The sequence below is a fragment of the Cereibacter sp. Soil_C_27 genome, from assembly GCF_057657095.1.
Genome location: NZ_JBDGJD010000003.1, coordinates 167,653 through 189,189, shown reverse-complemented (window position 1 = coordinate 189,189; position 21,537 = coordinate 167,653). Strand labels below are relative to the sequence as shown.

22 protein-coding genes are annotated in these 21,537 nt (G+C 67.2%); 9 read left to right on the top strand and 13 right to left on the bottom strand.

What is annotated here, in order from left to right:
* Complete coding sequence (locus AC3A5Z_RS12935) at positions 1-996, top strand: asparaginase (protein WP_487519760.1); 996 nt, start codon at positions 1-3, stop codon at positions 994-996.
* 17 nt (positions 997-1,013) lie between these two features.
* A complete protein-coding gene (locus AC3A5Z_RS12930) occupies positions 1,014-1,913 on the top strand; it encodes a polysaccharide deacetylase family protein (protein WP_487519759.1) in 900 nt (299 codons plus the stop codon).
* A 24-nt stretch (positions 1,914-1,937) separates the two neighbouring features.
* On the opposite strand, the gene AC3A5Z_RS12925 is transcribed toward AC3A5Z_RS12930, so the two are convergent.
* Complete coding sequence (locus AC3A5Z_RS12925; RefSeq protein ID WP_487519758.1) at positions 1,938-3,308, bottom strand: nitroreductase family protein; 1,371 nt, start codon at positions 3,306-3,308, stop codon at positions 1,938-1,940.
* A 147-nt stretch (positions 3,309-3,455) separates the two neighbouring features.
* Between AC3A5Z_RS12925 and AC3A5Z_RS12920 the strand changes: the two genes are divergently transcribed.
* From AC3A5Z_RS12920 to AC3A5Z_RS12905, 4 genes are read left to right on the top strand one after another with little or no spacing between them, the layout of a single operon-like run.
* Positions 3,456-4,469 (top strand): TRAP transporter substrate-binding protein, encoded by a 1,014-nt coding sequence (locus tag AC3A5Z_RS12920; protein ID WP_487519757.1) that lies wholly within the window; start codon positions 3,456-3,458, stop codon positions 4,467-4,469.
* A 34-nt stretch (positions 4,470-4,503) separates the two neighbouring features.
* On the top strand, positions 4,504-5,001 hold the full coding sequence (locus AC3A5Z_RS12915) for a TRAP transporter small permease subunit (RefSeq protein ID WP_487519756.1): 498 nt from the start codon (positions 4,504-4,506) through the stop codon (positions 4,999-5,001).
* 47 nt (positions 5,002-5,048) lie between these two features.
* Entirely contained in the window at positions 5,049-6,359 is a 1,311-nt protein-coding gene (locus AC3A5Z_RS12910; protein WP_487519755.1) for a TRAP transporter large permease, read from the top strand.
* A 16-nt stretch (positions 6,360-6,375) separates the two neighbouring features.
* The gene (locus AC3A5Z_RS12905; protein WP_487519754.1) at positions 6,376-7,767 is read left to right on the top strand and encodes an MmgE/PrpD family protein; all 1,392 of its coding nucleotides are present in this window, start codon (positions 6,376-6,378) and stop codon (positions 7,765-7,767) included.
* A gap of 66 nt (positions 7,768-7,833) precedes the next feature.
* Here the strand turns inward: AC3A5Z_RS12905 and AC3A5Z_RS12900 are convergent, their stop codons facing one another.
* The 9 genes from AC3A5Z_RS12900 to AC3A5Z_RS12860 all read right to left on the bottom strand — a co-directional run bounded on the left by AC3A5Z_RS12900 (position 7,834) and on the right by AC3A5Z_RS12860 (position 16,978).
* Positions 7,834-8,751, bottom strand: coding sequence for a LysR family transcriptional regulator (locus AC3A5Z_RS12900; protein WP_487519753.1), 918 nt, complete (start codon positions 8,749-8,751; stop codon positions 7,834-7,836).
* A gap of 30 nt (positions 8,752-8,781) precedes the next feature.
* Positions 8,782-9,393: a flavin reductase family protein gene (locus AC3A5Z_RS12895; RefSeq protein ID WP_487519752.1), complete on the bottom strand. Its 612-nt coding sequence runs from the start codon at positions 9,391-9,393 to the stop codon at positions 8,782-8,784.
* Positions 9,390-10,751 carry a lyase family protein gene (locus AC3A5Z_RS12890; protein WP_487519751.1) on the bottom strand — a complete coding sequence of 454 codons (1,362 nt, stop codon included), beginning with the start codon at positions 10,749-10,751 and terminating at the stop codon, positions 9,390-9,392. The genes AC3A5Z_RS12895 and AC3A5Z_RS12890 overlap by 4 nt, the downstream gene beginning before the upstream one ends.
* Complete coding sequence (locus tag AC3A5Z_RS12885; protein ID WP_487519750.1) at positions 10,745-12,610, bottom strand: ABC transporter ATP-binding protein; 1,866 nt, start codon at positions 12,608-12,610, stop codon at positions 10,745-10,747. Before AC3A5Z_RS12885 ends, AC3A5Z_RS12890 begins: the two co-directional genes overlap by 7 nt.
* A 1-nt stretch (position 12,611) precedes the next feature.
* On the bottom strand, positions 12,612-13,514 hold the full coding sequence (locus AC3A5Z_RS12880) for an ABC transporter permease (RefSeq protein WP_487519749.1): 903 nt from the start codon (positions 13,512-13,514) through the stop codon (positions 12,612-12,614).
* Positions 13,511-14,428: an ABC transporter permease gene (locus tag AC3A5Z_RS12875; protein WP_487519748.1), complete on the bottom strand. Its 918-nt coding sequence runs from the start codon at positions 14,426-14,428 to the stop codon at positions 13,511-13,513. The genes AC3A5Z_RS12880 and AC3A5Z_RS12875 overlap by 4 nt, the downstream gene beginning before the upstream one ends.
* A 54-nt stretch (positions 14,429-14,482) precedes the next feature.
* Positions 14,483-16,021: an ABC transporter substrate-binding protein gene (locus AC3A5Z_RS12870; RefSeq protein WP_487519747.1), complete on the bottom strand. Its 1,539-nt coding sequence runs from the start codon at positions 16,019-16,021 to the stop codon at positions 14,483-14,485.
* A gap of 107 nt (positions 16,022-16,128) precedes the next feature.
* A complete protein-coding gene (locus AC3A5Z_RS12865) occupies positions 16,129-16,527 on the bottom strand; it encodes a hypothetical protein (protein WP_487519746.1) in 399 nt (132 codons plus the stop codon).
* A gap of 70 nt (positions 16,528-16,597) precedes the next feature.
* Entirely contained in the window at positions 16,598-16,978 is a 381-nt protein-coding gene (locus tag AC3A5Z_RS12860) for a winged helix-turn-helix transcriptional regulator (protein ID WP_487519745.1), read from the bottom strand.
* A gap of 102 nt (positions 16,979-17,080) precedes the next feature.
* On the opposite strand from AC3A5Z_RS12860, the gene AC3A5Z_RS12855 reads away from it, so the two are divergent.
* Positions 17,081-18,085: a zinc-binding alcohol dehydrogenase family protein gene (locus AC3A5Z_RS12855; protein WP_487519744.1), complete on the top strand. Its 1,005-nt coding sequence runs from the start codon at positions 17,081-17,083 to the stop codon at positions 18,083-18,085.
* A 133-nt stretch (positions 18,086-18,218) separates the two neighbouring features.
* Here the strand turns inward: AC3A5Z_RS12855 and AC3A5Z_RS12850 are convergent, their stop codons facing one another.
* Complete coding sequence (locus AC3A5Z_RS12850; RefSeq protein WP_487519743.1) at positions 18,219-19,112, bottom strand: LysR substrate-binding domain-containing protein; 894 nt, start codon at positions 19,110-19,112, stop codon at positions 18,219-18,221.
* A 95-nt stretch (positions 19,113-19,207) separates the two neighbouring features.
* Here AC3A5Z_RS12850 and AC3A5Z_RS12845 point away from each other — a divergent pair, with 95 nt between their 5' ends.
* Positions 19,208-19,528 (top strand): nuclear transport factor 2 family protein, encoded by a 321-nt coding sequence (locus AC3A5Z_RS12845; RefSeq protein ID WP_487519742.1) that lies wholly within the window; start codon positions 19,208-19,210, stop codon positions 19,526-19,528.
* Positions 19,528-20,307: an SDR family oxidoreductase gene (locus AC3A5Z_RS12840; RefSeq protein ID WP_487519741.1), complete on the top strand. Its 780-nt coding sequence runs from the start codon at positions 19,528-19,530 to the stop codon at positions 20,305-20,307. The genes AC3A5Z_RS12845 and AC3A5Z_RS12840 overlap by 1 nt, the downstream gene beginning before the upstream one ends.
* Positions 20,308-20,411: 104 nt before the next feature.
* On the opposite strand, the gene AC3A5Z_RS12835 is transcribed toward AC3A5Z_RS12840, so the two are convergent.
* Together AC3A5Z_RS12835 and AC3A5Z_RS12830 are read right to left on the bottom strand one after the other, a co-directional pair.
* Positions 20,412-21,086: a DUF1028 domain-containing protein gene (locus tag AC3A5Z_RS12835; RefSeq protein WP_487519740.1), complete on the bottom strand. Its 675-nt coding sequence runs from the start codon at positions 21,084-21,086 to the stop codon at positions 20,412-20,414.
* A 33-nt stretch (positions 21,087-21,119) separates the two neighbouring features.
* Complete coding sequence (locus AC3A5Z_RS12830; protein WP_487519739.1) at positions 21,120-21,533, bottom strand: RidA family protein; 414 nt, start codon at positions 21,531-21,533, stop codon at positions 21,120-21,122.
* Positions 21,534-21,537 lie beyond the last annotated feature (4 nt).

The window sequence follows — 21,537 nt, the reverse complement described above, 5'->3', positions numbered from 1 at the left end:
ATGGCCAACCTGCCGGTGATCGCCATCGTCGGGGCCGGGGGCACGATCTCGTCGCTCGCCACCGACAACCGCGACTACATGGATTACCCCGAAACCGGGCGGAAGCTCTCGGTGAACGAGGTGATCGAAGCGATCCCCGACCTCGGGCGCTTTGCCGAGCTGGTGCCACTGGCCTTCCGCTCGGTGGGTTCCAGTGCCGTGGGGCCGCAGGACTGGCTGCGGTTGCACCGCACGATCGACGAGGCGATTGCCGCCCGGCCAGAGATTGCCGGTGTCGTGGTTCTGCATGGCACGGCGACGCTCGAGGAGACGGCTTGGTTCCTGCACCTTACTCTCTCCGGTCCACGTCCGGTCGTGCTCGTGGGAGCGCAGCGCCCGCTGAACACGCTCTCCTCGGATGCCGCCGCCAACGCGATCAACGCTGTCCGCGTCGCGGCGGACCCGGCCGCTGCAGGCCGGGGGGTGCTGGTGGTGATGAACGACGAGATCCACGCCGCGCGCGATGTCACCAAGGGATCGACCTTCCGGCTCGACGCCTTCCACTCCGGCAGCTGGGGTCCGGTGGGCGTCGCCGATCCGGACCGGGTGCTGTTCCACCGGCCTCCGACGCCGCGCCCGCCCACGCTCGACCCCGGCATGGGGGAGGCCGGGCTGCCGCGCGTCGATATCTGCTATGCCTATGCCGGCAGCGACGGCACTGCGGTCCAAGCGTTTCGGGCGGCCGGTGCCCGCGGGCTGGTCTCCGCCGGTTTCGCCCCCGGCATGCCCGCCCCGCAGGAGCGCAGCGCCCTGCTCGACGCCTCTCGGGCGGGCATTCCCGTCGTTCAGGCCAGCAGGGTCGGACAGGGACGCGTGGCGCGCCGCGACTGGCTGCGCAGCGTGGGCTGGATCGCAGCGGGCGATCTGACACCGCAGAAGGCGCGGATCCTTCTGATGCTCGGCCTCGCGCAAGACGCGGATATCGAGCGGGTGCAGCATCTGTTCGACACATATTGAAAGCACAGGAGGCGGCGATGGAACTCAGGGATCACGGACGTTACGCTTACTCAGCCCTGCCGGAACGGCCTGTCTACGACTGGCCCGACGGCAAGCGGCTGGCATTCTGCCTGTGCAACAACATCGAGATCTTCAGCTTCTGCAGCGGTCTGGGCAGCGACAGCGCCACGCTCACCGCACCTCAGACCCATCGCAACTTCGCCTGGCGCGATTACGGCAACCGTGTCGGCCAGTGGTATCTCTTTGACCTGCTGACTGAGCTCGGTCTTCCCGCTTCGCACAACATCAACTCGGCAGTGCTGCGCCAGCATCCGCAGATCCTCGACCGTATCCGCGAGCGGGGCGACGAGATCATCGGCCACGGCAGATCGAATGGCGAGAGGCAGGACGGGCTGAGCGAGGCCGACGAGCGTCAGCTGATCGCCGAGGCCACCGAAGAGATCACCCGGCTGGCCGGAGAAGCCCCGAAGGGCTGGATGGGCCCCTATTTCGCCCAGAGCGCGGTGACGCTCGACCTGCTGCAGGAGGCGGGCTACGAGTTCATGCTGGACTGGCCGGTGGACGATCAGCCTGTCTGGATGCGGACCCGCGGCGGAAGCATCCTCTCCGTGCCCTATTCGGTCGAACTGAACGACTCTCCGTCGATGGTCTTCCGCCAGGAGAGCGCGGCCTCCTTCGAGCGGATGATCATCGACCAGTTCGACGAGATGCTGCTGCAGTCGTCGAAATATCCGCTGGTCTTCACGCTGATCACCCATCCCTTCATCATCGGCCATCCCTACCGGCTCAGGGCGCTGCGCCGCGCGCTGGCCCATATCCTGCAGCACCGCGATGATCTGTGGATCACCACCGTCGGTGGGGTGAACCGCCACATCCGGAGCCTTCCCGCCGGAACGCTGCCGGGCGCGCCCGGCTGACGCGTCCCGAGAGGGCGGGCTCGCTCAGGCAGGGCGCGCCCGCAGCACGATGAGACGGCGGCGCAGGCGCAGCCTGCCCTCGGTCAGAACCTCACTGTCGCCGCCAGCCGACAGGCCGATCCCATGCAGCGCCTCGACTGCGAAGCGCCCCGCCAGCAGATCTGCCACCGCACGCGGGCGCAGCGGAGTGAACGGGCCCTGCAGCGGGATCTGCCCGTGCGACTCCCCGCGCGCCCACTCTGCCCCATACCGTGAACAGCGGTTGCGCAGGCTCAGGACCATCTGACCGTCCACCTTCAAGACGCGCCGCACTTCGTCCAGCAGGTCCGCGGGTTCCGCGACGTGTTCGAGGCTCTGCGGGATCACGACGAGATCCAGCGAAGCATCGGCGAAGGGTAGCCGCCCCCCCTTCATCAGCGCCAGATCGACCGGGCGCGAGATGCCTTCGCGCGGCAGGCGGTCTCGGATGAATTCGATGTTGTTCGCGTGGCTCTCGACCACCGTCAGCGCCGCATCCCCGGGCAATCTGCGGGCCAGCGGCAGGGTGCTGGTGCCGCCCCAGGGCAGCAGCTCGGCCACCTTGGCCGCAGACGGAAGCGGGCGAATCAGATCGAGCTCGCGTTCGGTCGCCTCGCCTTGGCGACGGGAGGTATAGACCCCGGCGAGCGGCGATTTTGCCCAGACCGACCAGGCGCGGTAATCGGCAAGCTGTGCCGCCGACCAGCGCTGCGGGTTCCATTCCGCAAAGGGATTGCTTGCGCGCGACATGGCCGGAAAGGGATAGGCCGCGGCGGGGCGCACCGGATAGACAGTCTCCTCCGGACGCTCGAAGGTCTGAAACGAGACCACCGAGCCGAGCGGGCGGCGCGGCGGCTTGCGATCCGGCGCGTCGACCTTGGCACGGCCCAAGGCAATTGCCCCCTGATTGTCGAAGGTCTGCGGCAGTTGCAGCAGGGCGCGCACCGCATCCGGGTCGCCGGTGCCTGCATTCCAAATTGCCTGCCAGCCGCGAAGATGCGCCGAGAGCATCAGATGATAGCCAGCGGCGGCAACGCCTTGAACCACCGAGAAGTTGTCATGCGTCCAGCCCTTCTGGAAGCAGAGATAGACGAGCGCGGCGCAGCTGCGGAAATGCGGATTGCCCCCCGCCAGATCGGCAGCCCGTGCCAGCTGCTCGGGATCGTCCACCACGACGAAGTGCCAATGCTGCTGGTTGCAGGAAGAGGGCGCCTCCGTCGCGTCGCCCAGCATCGCCATCAGATCTTCGCGCGGGATGCGGCTGCCGTCGAAGTCGCGGCAGGAGGTTCGCTCTGCCAGCCGAGCCAGAATCTGCTCTGAAACGGGCAGCGGCCCGGTCGGGGTGCCGGTTATCTGGAACTCTTCTGTCTGTCGCATTCTGGCCTCCATCCGCAGCAGTGCCGCCTAGACCCGAGTATTGACAGACTGAGGGCGAAGTGCAAACTGTAAACAGTTGTCGGCATGTTGCCGAGAAAAACGTCAAGAACGGGCACGCAGATGCCCCCAACAGAGAGATCCAGACCCATGAAGCTACAGCTTTCGCTCTTTGGCGCAGCCGCGGTTCTCGCGATGTCCGGCTCGGCCGCCCTCGCGCAGGAGTTCCGGCTGAACTACGGCCACTACCTGTCGAACTCGCCCTTCGTGAAGGTCGAGCAGGACTTCGCGAAGCGGGTGGAGGAGCGCTCCGAAGGGAGGCTGAAAATCAACATCGTCTATTCGGGCGGGCTCGGCAAGGACTCGGAGCTGCTCGGCCTCGTGGGGCGCGGCGCCATCGACATGGCCGCCATCGTGCCGGGCTACTACGGCGACCAGCTGCTCTACAGCAAGATCCTGCAAACCCCCTTCGTCTTCGACAGCCCGGCAGAAGCCATCGAGATTGCCGACTACTCTTTCGCTGAGCTCGATGCCTTCAAGGCCGAAACCGAGCGTCTGGGCATCCATCGGCTGTTCCACCAGCCGCTCGATCCCTATTACCTGACCGGCAAGACCGATGAGTGCAAGTCGCTCGACGGGCTGAACGGCAAGAAGATCCGCACCTTCGGCAACCTGATCCCGCACATGATGTCTGCTGTCGGCGCAACTCCGGTCACGGTGCCGGCCGGCGATCTCTACGAGGCGGTGGACCGTGGGACCATCGACTACTCCTTCGTCAACCTCGGCAACGTCAACGCCTATCGGCTCTACGAGGCGGGCAAGTTCTCCTGCGGACCGGGCCTGAACATCGCGGGTCACATGGTGGTGCTGAGCGATCGCACCTGGCAGCGTCTGCCCGAGGATCTGCAGACCATCATCACCGAAGAAGCGGCTGTCGCGCAGAAGGAATACGTCGAGTGGATCGACGCAGCCATCGTGGCCGCTGCCGAGGAGATCGAGGCCAACGGCGGCGAGATCATCACCCTCTCGCCCGAGCTTCTGGCCGAGTGGAAAGCCAAGACCCCTGACCTGCTGCAGCTCTGGGTTGACGAGATGGCCGGTCGCGGCGAGGGCGAGGCAGCAGCCGAGGTGGCAGACGCCTGGCGCGAGCGCACCGCGCGCTGATCCCGCGACCATCAGCAAACAAAGGGGAAACCGGTTGACGCGCCTGATCAACAAGCTTGCAGTCTTCTCTGTCGCTCTCGGCAGCATAGGGCTTCTGTTGTCGATGTTCCTTGGCGTCACCGACGTCGTCGGAACGCAGTTGGGTCATCCGGTCCCCGGGGCGCTTGAATTCACCGAAAGTACCATGGTGCTCGTGGTCTTCGGCGGCATCGCCTGGGCCCAGATCCGCCGGTCGCATATCCGCGTCGAGCTGGTCTATCTCAACGTCGGCAAGAAGATGCGGTCGGCGATGGACATCGTCGCCTCTCTCGCCGGAATCCTCTTCTTCGCCCTGCTGACCTGGCAGGGCGGGGTCGAGGCGCTCTACAGCTGGCAGATCAACGAGGCGACCTCGGGTCTGCTGCGCTTCCCGCTCTGGCCCGCGCGCTGGATCCTCGTGTTCGGTTCGGTGCTGATGATCCTGCAACTGCTGGCGGATCTCTGGCACGACATTACCCGCTTCGGCGATCCCCACCCGGTCGAATTCGGCTGACCCTGCGGTCCCGGACCGTCACCGCTCTTCAGATCGCAAGGCATTCCATGTTCGATCCAGCCACCGCAGCCATCATCGTCACCGCGCTGCTCTTCATTCTCATGCTCACGGGCGTGCATATCGGCGTGGCCATGGGCCTCTGCGGCATCCTCGGGATCTACCTCTCGATGGGCGAATTCGCGGCTTTCGCCCAGGCGGGTTCCGTGCCCTTCGCCACGGTCAACAGCTTCACCCTCGCGGTGATTCCGATGTTCATCCTCATGGGGTCGCTGGCGACGCAGGCCAAGCTCACGACGGATCTCTACGCCGCCGCGTACAACTGGTTCGCCAAGTTGCCGGGCGGGTTAGCCATGACGACGACCATCGCCTCGGCGGCCTTCGGCGCCGCCTCCGGCTCGACCATGGTGAACGCGGTGGTCTTCACCAAGATGGCCATGCCAGAGATGACCAACGCTGGCTATGACAAGCGGCTCAGCTCGGGCGCCATCGCCTCGGCCGGGGTGCTCTCCGCGATGATCCCGCCCTCGGTGCTGATGGTGATCTATGCCATCACCACCGAGCAGTCGGTCGGCAAGATGCTGATCGCCGGGCTGATCCCGGGCGTGATGACCGCCTTCATCTTCCTCTTCGGGATCTACATCTGGGCTCGGCTGAAGCCGGATCACGCCCCGATGCCCAAGCACGAGGTCTCCTTCTCCGAAAAGCTGAACTCCCTGAAGAACACCTGGGGCATCCTGCTGCTGTTCGGCATGGTGATCGGTGGGATCTACGGCGGCTGGTTCATCCCGACCTATGCCGGAGCGGTCGGCGCCTTCGGGGCTTTCCTCATTGTCTTCTTCAAGCGCCGTGCCAGCCTTCGGACTCTGCGCGAGACCTTCCTCGAGGCAATCCTCTCCTCGTCGACGATCTTCCTCGTGGTGATCGGCGGGATGCTCTTCGCACGCTTCCTGACCTACACCGGCCTGGTTACGGAAATCTCCGACTGGCTGATCGCTCAGGATCTTGCGCCCTTCGCCTATCTCATGGCCTTCGGCGTCCTGTTCCTGATCCTCGGCTGCTTCATCGAGCCCATCGCCATCATGGTGATGACGCTGCCGGTGATGTTCCCGGTGATGATGAACGTCGGCTACGATCCGATCTGGCTTGGCGTCGTGGTCATCAAGATGTGCGAGATCTCGTTGATCACGCCACCCGTCGGATTGAACGTCTTCGTGGTGCGCTCGGCCTCGCCGGTGCCTCTGCGGCTGGAGCAGGTCTTTGCCGGGGTCACGCCCTTCATCCTGATGGAGGTGTTCTCGCTGGCGCTGCTGATCGCCTTTCCCGCGATCGTGACCTGGCTGCCCTCGCTGGTGGGCTGAAGAAGGAGACAGCGCGATGACGGCACCCGTTTCCGCCGAACTGCACAAAGCGACCGCAACTGCCCTGAACCGGCTCGTCGGCTTCACCGCGCCGCTGCGCTGGGAAGATCTGGCCGAGGACGTCCAGCGCCGCGCGGCGACCGTGTTCTGCGACGACCTGACAGCGCTGATCGCGGCGCGGGACGAGCCGGAGCTGCAGGCCCTGCGAGCCCAGTTGTCGCGGGTCAGCGGGCCGGGTGAGGCCACCGTTCTGGACGGCGCGCGCCCCGCGCTGCGGATGGACCGCTATTCGGCGGCCTTGGCCAACGGGACCGCCGCCGACTGGGCCGAGCTCGACGGCGGCTACCGCGCCGTCGTCTGTCACGCCGCGCTCTACTGCATCCCCGCCCTGCTCGCCGAAGCGGAAGCGAGCGACGCGAGCCTGCAGGATCTGCTTCTGTCGCTGGTCGTCGGCTACGAGACGGTGGCGCGGGTTGCGCATGCCTTCAGCTTTCCGGGGCTGGTCCTGCATCCGCACGGCGGGCTCGCCACGGTTGGTGCTGCGGCGGCCGTGGCCAAGCTGCGCGGCCTCGACATCGACCACACCTTCGCGGCGATCACGACGGCCGCGACGCTCTGCCTGCCCGGGCCGTTCAACCACGCCATTTCCGGCGCTCTGATCCGCAACGTCTGGCCGGGGCTTTGTGCGCAGAACGGCATACGGTCAGCCGACTGGGCACCCCTCGGCCTGACCGGCGGCCCCTGGTCGCTTACGGAGGTCTTTGCCGACATCTTCGGCGGCACCGTTGCGCCCGACGAGCTGGACCGCGATCTGGGCCAGGATTGGAAGATCAGCGGCGGATACCACAAGATGCATGCCTGCTGCCAGTATGCCCATTCCACGGTGGAAGCGATGCTGCTGGCCACCGCGACCGAGCGACCCGCGCCGGAAGAGGTCCTGGGCATCACGGTGGCGACCCACTGGAAGGGCCGCAAGCTCGACCGGGCCCGGCCCGACACCAGCCTCGCCGCCAAGTTCTCGATCCAGCACATCGCCGCGGCCAGCCTGCTTTACGGCCATGCCGGGGCAACCGCCTTCAGCGCCGAGAGCCTGAGCGACCCCCGCATGGTGCGGCTGCGCGATCTGGTGCAGATCACCTCCTATCCCGAAGATCTGCCCTGGCCGAACGACCGGCCTTCGCAGGTCACGCTCACCCTTGCAGATGGTACACAGCGCGACGGCCTCTGCCTCAGCGCGCCGGGCGGGGCTGATCAGCCGTTCAGCGCGGAGACGCTGCGTGGCAAGATCCTTGGCAATCTGCGTCCGGCCTATCCCGAGGGAGAGGCGTCGATCGCATCCATCCTTGACCTCGGTCCGGAGGTTCTGACAGCCCCATGGGCACAGACGCTGGCGCGCATCGTCGGGTGAAGGATCAATCGACATCTTCGCAGATGTGCATTCGCTCTTGCCCAGCCTGTCAGGATGCGCCCACGCTCACAGCAACCGGAACATCCCCGGTGAGCCGTGCTGCTGTTCCAGCACGAAGTCGCGCAGCGCGTTCAGGAAGGCGGCGCTGCGGGCGGGGCGGGCGCCGCTGGGGTGGATGGTGGCATAGGTGACCCAACGTTCGGGCAGCAGCGGGCGCAGCACCAGCCCGTCGCCCGGGGTGATCCGGCCGCAGATGCCGTCGACCACGGTCAGCCCCAGCCCGTCCTGCACCAGCGTCCGGACCACCGGGGTAGAGGTGGTCTCGATCAGCTCGGCCGGCAGGCCCACCCCGGCGAACACCTCGTCGAGCCGCTCGCGCCAACGCTGGCCCTTGGTCAGGCCTACCATCCGCTCACCGATCAGGCTCTCCACCGTCACCGCCTCCTGCGCGGCCAGCGGATGCATGCCCGGCATCAGCACCCCGAGACGCGCTTCCATGAAGGGCTCAACCGTCAGATCGAGGATGCCGTTCTCGATCGGCAGCGACACCAGCCCGATGTTGTAGGCCCGGGTCGCAACGCGGCTTTCCAGATCGAAGCGCGTGCCGACATTGATGACATAGTCCACCGGCTCGCCCCGCTCGCGGAGCAGCGCCAGCGTCGGCGACACGAGCCCCATGGCCAGCGGCGCGGCGGTGACGAGGCTGACCTGCTCGCGGCTGCGGGTCCGGATGTCGGCGGCCAGAAGATCCATTTCGTCCAGACCGCGCAGGATATGTTCGGTCTGCCGGTAGAAGCGGTCGCCTTCGCCGGTCAGCTCCAGCCGCCGCTTGTCGCGCGAGAAGAGCGGCAGCTTCAGCTCGGCCTCGAGCAGCGAGATCAGCCGGCTGGCGGCAGAGGGCGAGATGTTCAGATCCTCCGAAGCCTGAGCCAGCGAGCCGGTCACGACGACGCGCCGGAAAATGCGCAGCGAGCGCAGGTTCATGCCGATCTCTCCCTCGCCACGCGCCCCCGGTCAGCGCGGGCGCGGCATCTCAAACACATGGCTCGTCTCGACGTAGTCGCCGCGATAGCCGCATCGGGCGATTGTGGCAGCGCGGGTGATGTCGAACAAGCCATCCACCAGACAGGCGCGGTCGACATGCACCCGCAGCACCTGCCCGATCACCAGCCGGCTCGCGACGGGTTCCCCCGACAGATCGGCGAGAGGGCGGATCTCCGTCACCCGACATTCCATCGCCGCCGCAACTCCTGCCACGCGCGGCGGGCGCACGGTGTCGGAGGGCAGCTTTGCCAGCCCCGCCGCCTCGAACTCGTCGGTGTCGGCGGGATGGTCGGCGGATGTCTCGTTCATTGCCGCCGCGAAGGGGCGGGTGACGAGGTTGAAGACGAATTCGCCGGTGGCCTCGACATTGGCCAGCGTGTGCTTGCGCCCCTCGCTGCCGAAGATCAGGAGCGGCGGGCGCTGGGAGAACAGGTTGAAGTAGCTGTAGGGCGCCAGATTGGCCCGCCCCGCCGCATCGACCGTCGAGATCCAGCCGATGGGCCGGGGACCAACGATCGCCTTGAGCGGGTCGTGCGGCAGGCCATGCCCCGTCGCCGGATCGTAGGAGTGATACCCGGTCATTCGGCGGGACCGCAGCGCGAGGCCCGCAACATGCGCGAGGTGCGCCCGGCAAGCTCCGCTGCCTTGCGCGAGATCGCCACGCTGTCGCCCAGATAGCTCGCCGGGGCCAGCGCCGCCTCCAGCGCCGCGCGGTCGATCGCCGCGCCGATCTCGGGCACCTGCAGCAGCAGATCCGCGAGCTGCCCCTTGCCCTCCACCGCATCTGCGACGGCGTGATGCACCAGGTCATGCGCCAGCGTCCGCCCGATCTTGTCGGCCAGCACCATCATCAGGTGCTCGGTGGCGATGAAATCCGCGCTTCGGTTCAGGTTCTGTGCCATCCGCGCCGGATGGACCTCGATCTGGTCCAGCGTCGTCTGCAGCCGCTGCACCAGCGTCCAGGCCAGCGCGCTCGCCTGCTCCAGCGTTCCCGACATCAGCTGGTTGTTGGAGGCATCGCCCTCATGCGAGGGCATCCCCGCCTCGAGCGCCGGGGCCACCAGCGCGCGCAGCTGTGCCGCCCCGGCGATCAACGAGACCACATGCTTGGGATTGACCTTGTGCGGCATGGTGGAGCTGCCGATCACCCCTTCGGCCAGCCGTTCGCTGACCTCGCCGATCTCATCCGCCATCAGCCGGTAAAGCTCGCCGGCGATCCGCCCGATGGTCATGGCGAACAACCCGAGGCTGGCGACGTATTCCGCCTGCGCGTCCAGCGACACCCGGTCGGGCACCAGAACCGGCGTCAGATCGAGCCGACGGGCCAGATTGGCCGCGAGCGCCTCGCCCTGACCGGCGAAGGAATGCATGGCCCCGGTCGCGCCGCCGAAATGCAGCGCGAAGAGCCGGGTCTCGGTCGCGGCGAAGCGGTCGTTCTGCCGCGCCAGCTCCTCGATCCAGCCCGCGACCTTGAAGCCGAAGGTGATCGGCAGCGCATGGCGGCGATTGGTGCGCCCGGCCATCACCGTTCCCGCATGACCCTCGGCCCAGCCGCCCAGCGTCTCCAGCACCGAGGCAAGCCCGGTCAGCACGCCGCGATGCGCCTTGCGCAGCAGGAGCAGCCGCCCCGTCGACATGATGTTCTGCGTCGTCGCCCCCCAGTGGACGTAATGGCCCGCCTCGCCGCAAATCGCCGACAGCGCCCGCACCAGAGAGACGATGGGTGCCATGGTCTCGGCGGCGGAGCGTTCCAGCGCCTCCAGATCGAAGTTCTCGAGCCGCGCCTTCTGCGCGATCTCGGTCGCGGCCCAGTCGGGAACCATGCCGATTTCGGCCTGGGCCAGCGCCATGGCCGCCTCGACGTCCATCCAGGATTGCCAGAGCCGATAGCGCGCGAAGGCGTTCTGCGGGGTGAGGGCGGGAATCGTCTGGTTCAGCATGAGGGACCGTTCAGAGGCAAGGCGGCCGCGGCCGCAGCTGTCGCCGTCGGCGCATCCAGTTCGGGCACCGAGGACAACAGCAGTTTCGTGTAGGGGTGTTCGGGCGCATGCAGCACCTTGCGGGCCTCGCCGGTCTCGACGATGCGGCCCTTCTGCATGACGGCAATCCGCGAGGCGACCTGATGGACCACGCCGATGTTGTGGGTGATCAGCAGATAGGTCAGCCCGAGATCGCGCTGCAGATCGGCCAGGAGGTTCAGGATCTGCGCCTGCACCGAGACATCGAGCGCCGAGGTCGGCTCGTCGCAGACCAGAAGCGCCGGGTTCATCACCAGAGCACGGGCGATGGCGACGCGCTGGCGCTGCCCGCCCGACATCTGGCTGGGATAATTGTGCATCACCCGCTCGGGCAAGCCCACCTTCTCCATCACCGCCGCCACCTCGCGCCGCCGCGAGGCCGCGTCTCCGATGTCATGGATGAGCAGCGGACGGCCGATGATCTGCGCGATGGTGTGGCGCGGGTTGAGCGAGGAGTAGGGATCCTGGAAGATCGGCTGCATCAGCCGCGCCCGTCGCACCGGGTCCATCACCGTGACATCCTCGCCCTCCAGCAGCACCTGCCCGCTCTCGGGCCGGTCGAGCCCCAAGAGGATGCGGGCCAGCGTGGACTTGCCCGACCCGCTCTCGCCCACCACGGCGAAGGTCTCGCCCCGGCGCAGCTCCAGCGAGACGTCGGCAAGGGCCTGCAGCGTCTCGGGCTTGCCGAAGAGCGTCTTCCGACTGAAGCTGCGGTTCAGCCCGCGCGCGGCGATCAACGGTGTCGGATCGGCGGCAACCGCAGGCAGGACAACCTCGGTCGGCTGTGCAGGCGGCAGGGCCTCCACCTCGGCGGGGGTCAGGATGCAGCTGTAATGCCGCGCCGCATCGCCCTGCACAGGCGGGCGTGCGCGGTGGCAGACCGGTTGAGCGTGGCTGCAGCGCGAAGCGAAGACGCAGTGATCGACGTCGCCGATCAACGAGGGCACGATCCCCGCGATGGCCCCGAGCCGCCGCGGTGCGCCATTCATCTGCGGCACGCAGGCCAGAAGGCCGCGCGTGTAGGGATGCCGGGGGCTGAGCAGCACGTCGCGGCAGGGCCCGGCCTCGACGATCTCGCCGCCATACATCACGGCGACCTTGTCAACCGACGAGCCGACGACAGCCAGATCATGGGTGATCAGGATCATTGCCATGCCGAATTCGCGCCGCAGTTCCGACAGGAGCTCCATGATCTGCGCCTGCACCGTCACGTCGAGCGCGGTCGTTGGCTCGTCGGCAATGATCAGGTCGGGCTCGTTCATCAGCGCCATGGCGATCATCACCCGCTGCCGCTGCCCGCCCGAAAGCTGGTGCGGATACTGGCCCATCCGGCCGACAGGGTCGGGAAGGCCCATACGGTCCAGCAGCTCGATCGCGCGCGCCCGGGCCGCCGCAGGGCTGCGCCCCGCGAACAGCACCGCCGCCTCGGTCATCTGCCGCCCGATGGTGTAGACCGGGTTCAGCGAGGTCATCGGCTCCTGGAAGATCATCGAGATCCTCTGGCCGGCAATGGTCTTGGCGAAGCGGGCATCGTCGATGGCGCCGATGTCCTCGCCGTTCAGCCGCAGCCCGGCGTTGCGCATCCGCGCGACCCGCGGCAGCAGCCGCATGATGGCGAGCGCCGTCATTGATTTGCCCGACCCGCTTTCGCCGACGATGCCGATGGCCTCGCCTGCCCTGAGGTCGAAGCTCGTGCCCCGCACCGCCTTCAGCGCGCCTGCGGGCGTGTCGAGCACGACCTCCATGTCCTCGACGCTGAGGATGGTCCTCGTCTCCGCCATGTCAGTTCCTCCCCTGCGGCGAGGTGATGTCACGCAGCCCGTCACCCAGAAGGTTCGCGCCGATGACAAGGATGAAGAGCAGCGTTCCGGGCAGGATCACCAGCCAGGGCCGGTAGAACAGTGCCTGCTTGCCCTCGGCGATCATCAGGCCCCAGGACGGGATCGGCGGCTGGATCCCGACGCCGAGAAACGACAGCGACGCCTCGGCGAGGATCGAGATGCCCATCTCGAAGGTGAAGATCACGATGATGACGCCCGTCAGGTTCGGAAGGATCTCGCGGCTGAGGATCTGCCAGCGCCCCGCCCCCATCGCGCGCGCAGCGGCGACGAAATCCTGCGACTTGAGCCGCTGCGTCGCCGAGCGGGTGACCACGAGGAAATAGGTCCAGTGCAGCACGCCGATGATCCCGATCACCACCCAGAGCGAGGGGCCGATGATGAAGACCAGCGCCATCGCCAGAAGCAGGCCCGGCAGCGCCAGCTGCGCGGTCAGCAGGAAGCTGATCGCGTGGTCGATCCAGCCGCCGAAATAACCGGCGGCCACACCCAGCGTCACCCCGATCAGCATGCCGATGAGCGCCGCGCCGAAGCCGATGGTCAGCGACACGCGCGCGCCGTAGATCAGCCGGCTCAGATAGTCGCGCCCGACCTGATCGGTGCCGAGCAGATGCTCCCAGCTGCCGCCCTGCTGCCAGACCGGCGGTAGCAGGCGCTTGGCCAGCGTCTGGGCATAGGGATCGTGCGGCGCCAGCAGCGGGGCGAGCACCGCGACAAGGATGAGCGCGAGAAGGATCGCACAGCCGATCAGGAAGCCGTTGTGCGACAGGGCGCGGCGGCGCAGCAGCGCGCGCGGCGACACGGAGGACCTGGTCTCGGGCGTGGGAGAGGTGTCGGATACGGTCATGCGATGCGGATCCTCGGATCAAGGGCGGCATTCAGAAGATCGGCCAACAGGTTCATCAGCACGAAGGTGATGGCGAAGATGAAGATCAGCATCTGCACCGTCGGGATGTCGGACCCGAGGATAGATTGCAGCGCGAGCCTGCCCAGCCCGTTGATGGCGAAGACGCTTTCGGTGATCACTGACCCGCCGAACTTCTGCCCCAGCTGGACGGCCAGCACCGAGACAACCGGCAGGATGGCGTTGCGCATCGCGTGGCGGCGCAGCAGCGACAGCCCGCGGAACCCTTTCGACCGGGCGGTGCGGATATAGTCGGCCTCCATCACCTCGATAAGCCCGGTCCGGGTCAGCCGCATCACGGCGGGGACGGAGCTCGTTCCCAGCACGAAGGCCGGCAGCACGAAATGCTGCCACGTCGCATCGCCCGAGATCGGCAGGATCGGCATCATCACCCCGAGAAGGATGATCAGCATGAGCCCGAGCCAGAAGTTCGGGATCGCTTGCGCCGATACGGCGAAGCTCAGCGCGAAACGGTCTGCCCATGAATTCGGCCGCAGCGCGGCGACCGCGCCCAGCGGGATGGCGATGACGATCGTCACCAGCAGCGCCGAGAGGGCAAGCGTGATCGTCACCGGCGCGCGTTCCAGCACCAGCGCGCCCACAGGCTTGTTCCAGTAGTAGCTGTCGCCGAAATCGCCCCGCGTCACGCCGCCGAGCCACTCGACGTAGCGCACCATCACCGGACGGTCGAAGCCGTAGGTCTCGCGGATCTGCTGCACCACCTCGGGCGCCGCATCCTCGCCGGCAATGGCAGAGGCCGGATCGGCGGCGAAGTTCAGCAGCAGGAAGGTTGCCAGCGACACCACGAGGGCCACGGCCAGCGCCATCGCGCTGCGTTGTAGGATGTATCTGAGCATATGTGCGTCCTCGTCCGGGTCGGCCATGCAGCCGACCCGGTGCCCCGGGGGCGGTTACTTCCAGCTTGCGCTGTAGAGGCGCGGCAGACCGTCCGCGTTCAACGGAAACTCGAGATCCGGACTGACGAGATAGTTGATCGAATAGCTGACCAGCGGCAGCCAGTAGGCCTCGTCCGCGATCAGGGTCAACGCTTCGCTGTAGATCCGCTTGCGCTCGGCCTGATCGCTCGTCGCCTCCGCCGCCAGCACCAGCTCGGTCACCCGCGGATCGCCGGACAGGTTGCGGTCGGTCGTCTCGTTGAAGTGGATGTTGGCGATCGCAGCCGTATCCGCCGTGCCGCCCGATCCCCAGGTGCCGATATAGGCCGGGATCTCGCGGTTGGCCCGCGCCTGATCGAGCGAGGCAAGCTGCACATAGCGCAGATTCACCTTCACCCCGGCGTTGGTCAGATCTGCCGCCACCGCTTCGGCCATCGGGCGTTCGCGATAGGCCCAGAGGTCCAGGGGAAAGCCGTCGGGATAGCCCGCCTCGGCCAGAAGGGCCTTGGCGCGTTCGGGATCGAACGGGTAATCCTGCACCGTCTGGTCACAGCCGAACTGCGCCGGATGGCAAGGGGTGTGGATCGGCTCGGCCGAGCCGCCGACGAGATATTGTGCGATGTCGGCCTTGTTGACGGCATGGTTCAGCGCCTGCCGCACCACCTTGTCGGTAAGCGGTCCGTCCTTCTGCGTATGGCCCGCCGCATCCAGCACGACGAAGGCCACCCGCAGATCCGGGCCCGACAGATGCTGCGCGATCGGGGTGGAGCCGATGCTCTCGGCCACATCGAGCGGCACGTTGTACATCCAGTCGATGCCGCCGCCCATCAACTCGGCCTGCTGCGTGCCGATATCGGGAACGGTGCGGATGACGATGGTGCCGATCGACGGATCGCCCTTGGCGCCGCCCTCGTAATAGCCCTCGTAGCGCTCCAGCACCAGTTCCTGCCCCGGCTGGAAGCTGGCCACGCGGTAGGGCCCAAGCCCCACCGGCTCCAGCGCCGCGGCATTGCGCACCACCTTGCCATCGACGTGATAGGTGTTTTCCGGTCGGATCCGTACGCGGGTCGCGAGATCGCGCAGCGCCAGCGGATAGTCGGACAGCAGATGGAAGCGCAGCGTCACGTCGTCGACGACCTCGACCGATTTCAGCCAGTTGACATGGGTCGGGCCAGCATGGGTCTCGCTCTCAGGATCGATCACCCAGTTGTAGGTGTAGGCGACATCCTTGGCCGTCAGCGGCTGCTCGTTGTGGAAGGTCACCCCCTCGCGCAGCTTCACCTCGATGGTCATCGGATCGACGTACTCGTAACCCGTAGCCAGGCCGGGCTCGATCTCGCTGGTCTCGGGATCGATGCGGAACAGGTTGTCGTCGATCAGGTCCGAGATGATGATGTATTCTCGCTTGGTGGTGTAGTTGTAGTCGAGCTCCAGAATTTCCTCGGTGAAGGCGACGCGCAGCGTGTTGTCCGCCTTGCCAGCCATGGCCGCGCCGGCACTGGTGCTGCCCAGCAGCAAGGCAAGGGTCAAGCCCTTGAGCAAAGATTGGGTCATAGTTTCCTCCCGTAAACCTAGAGGATCATCCCAGAGGCGGGGAGTTGCGAAAAGTCGAAACATTGGAGCTTTGGTTGACAAAAATGCATGTATCGAGGCCGGTGGGTCTAGGGAGCCCATGGCATCCGCAGATTTCGAAGCTGGCCGGGCGAGGATGTTTGCGTCTGATGCGGTAAGCCGCGGACAGCCCGGAGCATCCCGTTTGAGAAAGCGACTGTAGGAGAAGGGGGCACCCAAAGATGCCCCCGCAAAGGCTCACGCAAGCAGCAGCGTGTCCTGCCGACGAAGACATCGGCATTGATCGTGCCGGAATACCCGGTGACGTCGATGATCTGCAGGCCGCCTTCGGCCTCATAGGCAAGGTAATCGCCGCTCAGATCCCCCGAGCCTACCGAAACGAGCGCGGCGGCCCGTCCGTCACTCTGATCGACGGCCGTCAGGGCGACGAGTTCGTCGTAGCTGTCGGCAGCCCCGGAGACCACCGTGACCTTGTCGTAGGGCCTCATGCACGGAAAAGTTGTGCGCCGAGGGACGATGCGCAGTCTGCATCCCTTGCGGACGCGACGGCATCGAGCCTCAGGAGGTGCCGCCTTCCACACGGGGAGGATCGACCGGCTTGCCATAGAGCCCGATATTGGCATCGCCCCAGAGTTTCAGCGCCATCAGGATCGGCTCCATGCTGCGCCCGAGGGCGGAGAGGCTGTATTCCACCTTGGGCGGCACCTGTGCATAGATCTTCCGGGTGATCAGCCCGTCCTCCTCCATCTCCCGCAGCTGATTGGTCAGCATCCGCGGCGTGACATTCTCGATCTGACGCCGGATCTCGCTGAAGCGCATCGTGCCGGACAGCAGGTGGAACAGGATGATCGATTTCCACTTGCCGTCGATCAGACCGATGGCCGCCTCGACCGAACAACCGGGGGTGCAATCGAAACGGGAATGACGGGCCTTGGCCACAGTGGTATCCTTTCTGATACTATGGGCGTTGCTTGTGCGTATTGCGCATTCGGTAGCATGGGCACAGGTTCTGGGCCAGACAGGCGAAAGGAGACCTTGCTCATGAAGGCCATCGGATATCAGACCCCGGGTGCGGCAACCGTGCTGACGGACATCGACCTGCCCCGCCCCGTCGCGCGCGGCCATGACCTGCTGGTGCGTGTCGCCGCCGTTTCGGTCAACCCGGTCGATACCAAGGTGCGCACCGGCGCCACGCCCGAAGCCGGGGAGTGGAAGGTGCTGGGCTGGGATGCGGTCGGCGTGGTCGAAGAGGTCGGCGAAGGCGTGACCCGCTTCCAGCCCGGCGACCGGGTGTTCTACGCGGGCTCGATCATCCGCCCGGGTGCGAATGCCGAGCTGCATCTCGTCGATGAGCGGATCGTGGGTCATGCGCCTTCGAGCCTGTCGGATGCCCAAGCGGCTGCCCTGCCCCTGACGGCCATCACCGCCTGGGAAATGCTGTTCGACCGGCTCGACATCCGCCGCGCCGTGCCCGGGGCGGCAGGGGCGATCCTGATCATCGGCGGGGCCGGAGGCGTGGGCTCGATCGCGATCCAGATCCTCCGCGCGCTGACCGATCTCACGGTGATCGCTACCGCCTCACGCCCCGAAACCAGCGACTGGGTGCGCGAGCTTGGCGCCCATCATGTCATCGACCACAGCCAGCCGCTGGCCGCGCAGGTCGAGGCTCTGGGAATCGGCGCCCCGGGCTTCGTCTTTTCGACCACCAACACCGACCGGCATCTGGCCGAGATCAACGCCCTGATCGCGCCGCAGGGCCGGTTCGGGCTGATCGACGATCCGGCGGCGCTCGACATCCTGCCCTTCAAGCGCAAGGCGGTCTCGGTGCATTGGGAGCTGATGTTCACCCGCCCGATCTTCCAGACCCCCGACATGGCGGAACAGGGCCGGCTTCTGGACGAGATCGGCCAGCTGGTGGAAACGAAGCGCCTCCGCAGCACCCTGACCGACGTGCTCAGCCCGCTCAACGCGAGCAATCTGGCGAAGGCGCATGCGATGATCGAAAGCGGCCGGACGCGGGGAAAGATCGTCCTCGAAGGCTGGTGAGGCCGGCTTCCGACCAGCAGAAGACGAAGGCCGCTGTTCCAACCGGCAGCGGTCCCGGCTTGGGCGGTTGCGGATCTCGCGGGCAACGGCCTGCAGCTTTCGGGACGCACAACCCGGCGCGGTGCAGGGGCTCTCAGCGCTGACCCCTCTCCCGCACCAGCGCAAGAAAAGCGGCAAATCCGGCGGAAGGGTTGCGCCTGCCGGGGTAATACAGGCTGAAGCCGGGGCGCGGGGGGGTCCAGTCTTCCAGCAGGCGGGTGAGGCGGCCGGCGGCGATGTCTTCGGCCACGCTCTGCTCGAAGAAATAGCCGATCCCCGCACCCTCCAGCACGGCGGCGCGGGCGATGTCGGCCTCGTCCACCGTCAGCCGCCCCCGCGCCTCGAGCTGCACCTGCTCGCCCGCCTTCTCGAAGGGCCAGCGCAGCAGCGCGCCATTCGGCAGACGGACCCGGATGCACTGCGCCGGGTCGAGATCGGCGGGGGAGCGCGGGGCGGGATGGCTGGCCAGCCAGTCGGGCGAGGCGACGATGGCATGGCGCTGCGGCGGGCCCAGCGGCAGGGCGATCATGTCGCGCGGCACCAGGTCGGCGGGGCGGATGCCGAGATCGAAACCCTCGGCCACGATGTCGACCAGCCGCCCCTCTGTCACCAGATCGACCTGCATCTCGGGGTGGCGGCGCAAGAACTCCAGCACCACCGGCGCTACCGCCCGCCCCGCCTGCACCGAAGCGTTGATCCGCAGCATCCCCGAAGGCGTCTCGCGCTGCGAGCGTGCGCTGTCCATCGCGGCGCGGATCTCGGTCAGGGCCGGGCCGACGCGCGCGACGAAGTCGCGTCCGGCATCGGTCAGGGCGACGCTGCGCGTGGTCCGGTTGAAAAGCCGCACGCCAAGGCTCGCCTCCAGCCGCCCGATCGTGTGCGACAGGGCAGTGGTCGACATGCCGAGATCGATCGCCGCCGCGCGAAAAGACCCGCGCCGTGCGATGGTCAGCACCGCTTCCAACCCCTTCAGCGCCGCATCCGTCATTGTCCCGATCCTGTCAGCACCAGATGCCGCTTTATCCCGATTATCGGCAGGCCCGTCGAGAGCTATGTTCCAGTCAGACCAGACAGGAGCACATCATGAATCTCCCTTCCCCGATCCAGACCTATTTCACCGCCGAAGCCCCGCAGGATGGCGCGACCTTCGCCGCAGCCTTCGCCCCCGATGCCGAGGTGCGGGACGAGGGCGCAACCCATCGCGGGCCAGAGGATATCCGCGCGTGGTGGCAGGCCGCCAAGGCCAAGTATCGTCACCGCGCCGAACCGCTGGAGCTGACCAAGGCTGGTGGCAAGACCGTCGTCCGCGCCCGGGTCAGCGGCGACTTCCCCGGCAGCCCTGCAGTGCTGAGCTTTACCTTCGGCCTCGCGGGCGACCAGATCCGTGATCTGAGGATCGGCTGATGGGCGGGTTCCTGACGTTGGAGGGCAAGCGCGCCCTGATCACCGGTGGCACGCAGGGCGCAGGCGCGGCCACGGTCGCGCTGTTCCGCGAACTCGGGGCGACAGTGCTGACCACGGCCCGCAGCCGGCCCGACGCCCTGCCGGAGGAGATGTTTGTTGCCGCCGACCTGACTACGCCCGCCGGATGCGAGACGGTGGCCGTGGCGGTGCGCCAGCGGATGGGCGGGGTGGAGATCGTCGTTCACATGCTGGGCGGATCCTCGGCGCCGGGCGGCGGCTTTGCCGCCCTGGGCGAGGCGGAATGGCAGGGCGAGCTGAACCTGAACCTGATGCCTGCCGTGCGGCTCGACCGGGCGCTGCTGCCCGGGATGGTGGCGCAGGGTTCGGGCGTGGTGATCCATGTCACCTCGATCCAGCGTCTCCTGCCCCTGCCCGAGGCGACCACGGCCTATGCCGCGGCCAAGGCCGCCCTGTCGGTCTACAGCAAGAGCCTGTCGAAGGAGGTCGCACCCAAGGGCGTCCGCGTCCTGCGCGTGGCCCCGGGCTGGATCGAGACCGAAGCCTCGGTCCGCCTGGCCGAGCGCGTGGCCGCCGAGGCGGGCACCGACCTTGCCGGCGGCAAGCGGATGATCATGGAGAGCCTCGGCGGCATCCCCCTCGGCCGACCCTCGACGCCCGCCGAGATCGCCAGCCTCATCGCCTTCCTCGCCTCCGACCGCGCCGGCAGCATCACCGGGTCGGAATACGTGATCGACGGGGGCACGGTTCCGACGGCCTGATGAACCGGTCAAGCTGCGGTTCGGTATCGGGCTCTTCCCGGCCTCGCCAGCATCAACGGGCGCGCGAGACCCTCCAGGAGGACTCCCGCGCGTCCCAAAGGGCGCTACTCGTCGCCCGGCACGCCGTAGGACGGCGCGTCGCGCGGGTCGAGGGCGCGGGTGACATAGGCGGCCATCTGCGGCTTGTAGATCTGCCAAGCCTCGGCCAGCGCCGCGATCGGGCAGTCCGTGGTCCAGTCGATGCGCAGTTCGGCCAGCGGCCAGCTGTGCCGGTCGACCAGCAGGAGCCCGGCGGAGTGCACCGGCCCGGCCTCGCCCCCGGCTGCCAGACCGGCGGCAAGCGCGGCCATCAGCCGGTCGCCGAGATGTCCCGTCGCTTTGCCGAAGGCGGCCACCATTGCCGTGGGCACCCCCGGATCAGCCAGAAGATTGCCCGCCGCCGCCACATCCCTGCCCTGCGCCTCGCTCCACTGGCCGAGGACGTGGCTGCCCGACAGGATCGCGGGATCCCCGCGCCTGCCCACGGCCAGCACCTGCCGCCAGTCCATATGCGCGCCGCTGCGCCTGAGGATGGCGAGCGCCTCGGCCGGGGTGGCGCCGCGTTCCATCAGGTCCAGCGCTTGTGGGCCGAGGCGGGGGTCGGTCACGTTCTGGGTGCAGACCGCGCCGACTCCGGACCGGGCGAAGGCGCAGCGGGCGGCGACGGCGGGGGAGGAGGAGGAGATGGCGAGGCCGAACATTCCGCTGTCCGGGCAATGGCCTACGAGGGAAAACGTCATGCGGCACCTCGGTCGGGGGGCATCGGCATCGGGTCAGTCCGGGATCACGGCGGTGGCGTCGATCTCGACCAACCAGTCGGGACGGGCCAGAGCGACGACCGTGAGACCCGTGCACACCGGATACACACCGCGTATGTATTCGCCCATCGTGCGATAGACCGGCTCGCGGTGGCGGACGTCGGTGATGTAGACCACGAGCTTGGTCACATGCTCCATCCTGCCGCCGCATTCCTCGACGAGCTGGCGGATGTTCTGCATCACCTTGTGGGTCTGCTCCACCGGGTCGTGACTCTCGATGTTCTTCGCCGTGTCTAGGTCCTGTGGACATTGCCCGCGCAGGAAGATCGTGGTCCCCCGGGCGACGACGGCCTGGGCCAGATCGTTGTCGAGGTTCTGCTCGGGGTAAGTGTCTTTGGTGTTGAACTTGCGGTGGCGGGTGTGGGCCATCTGG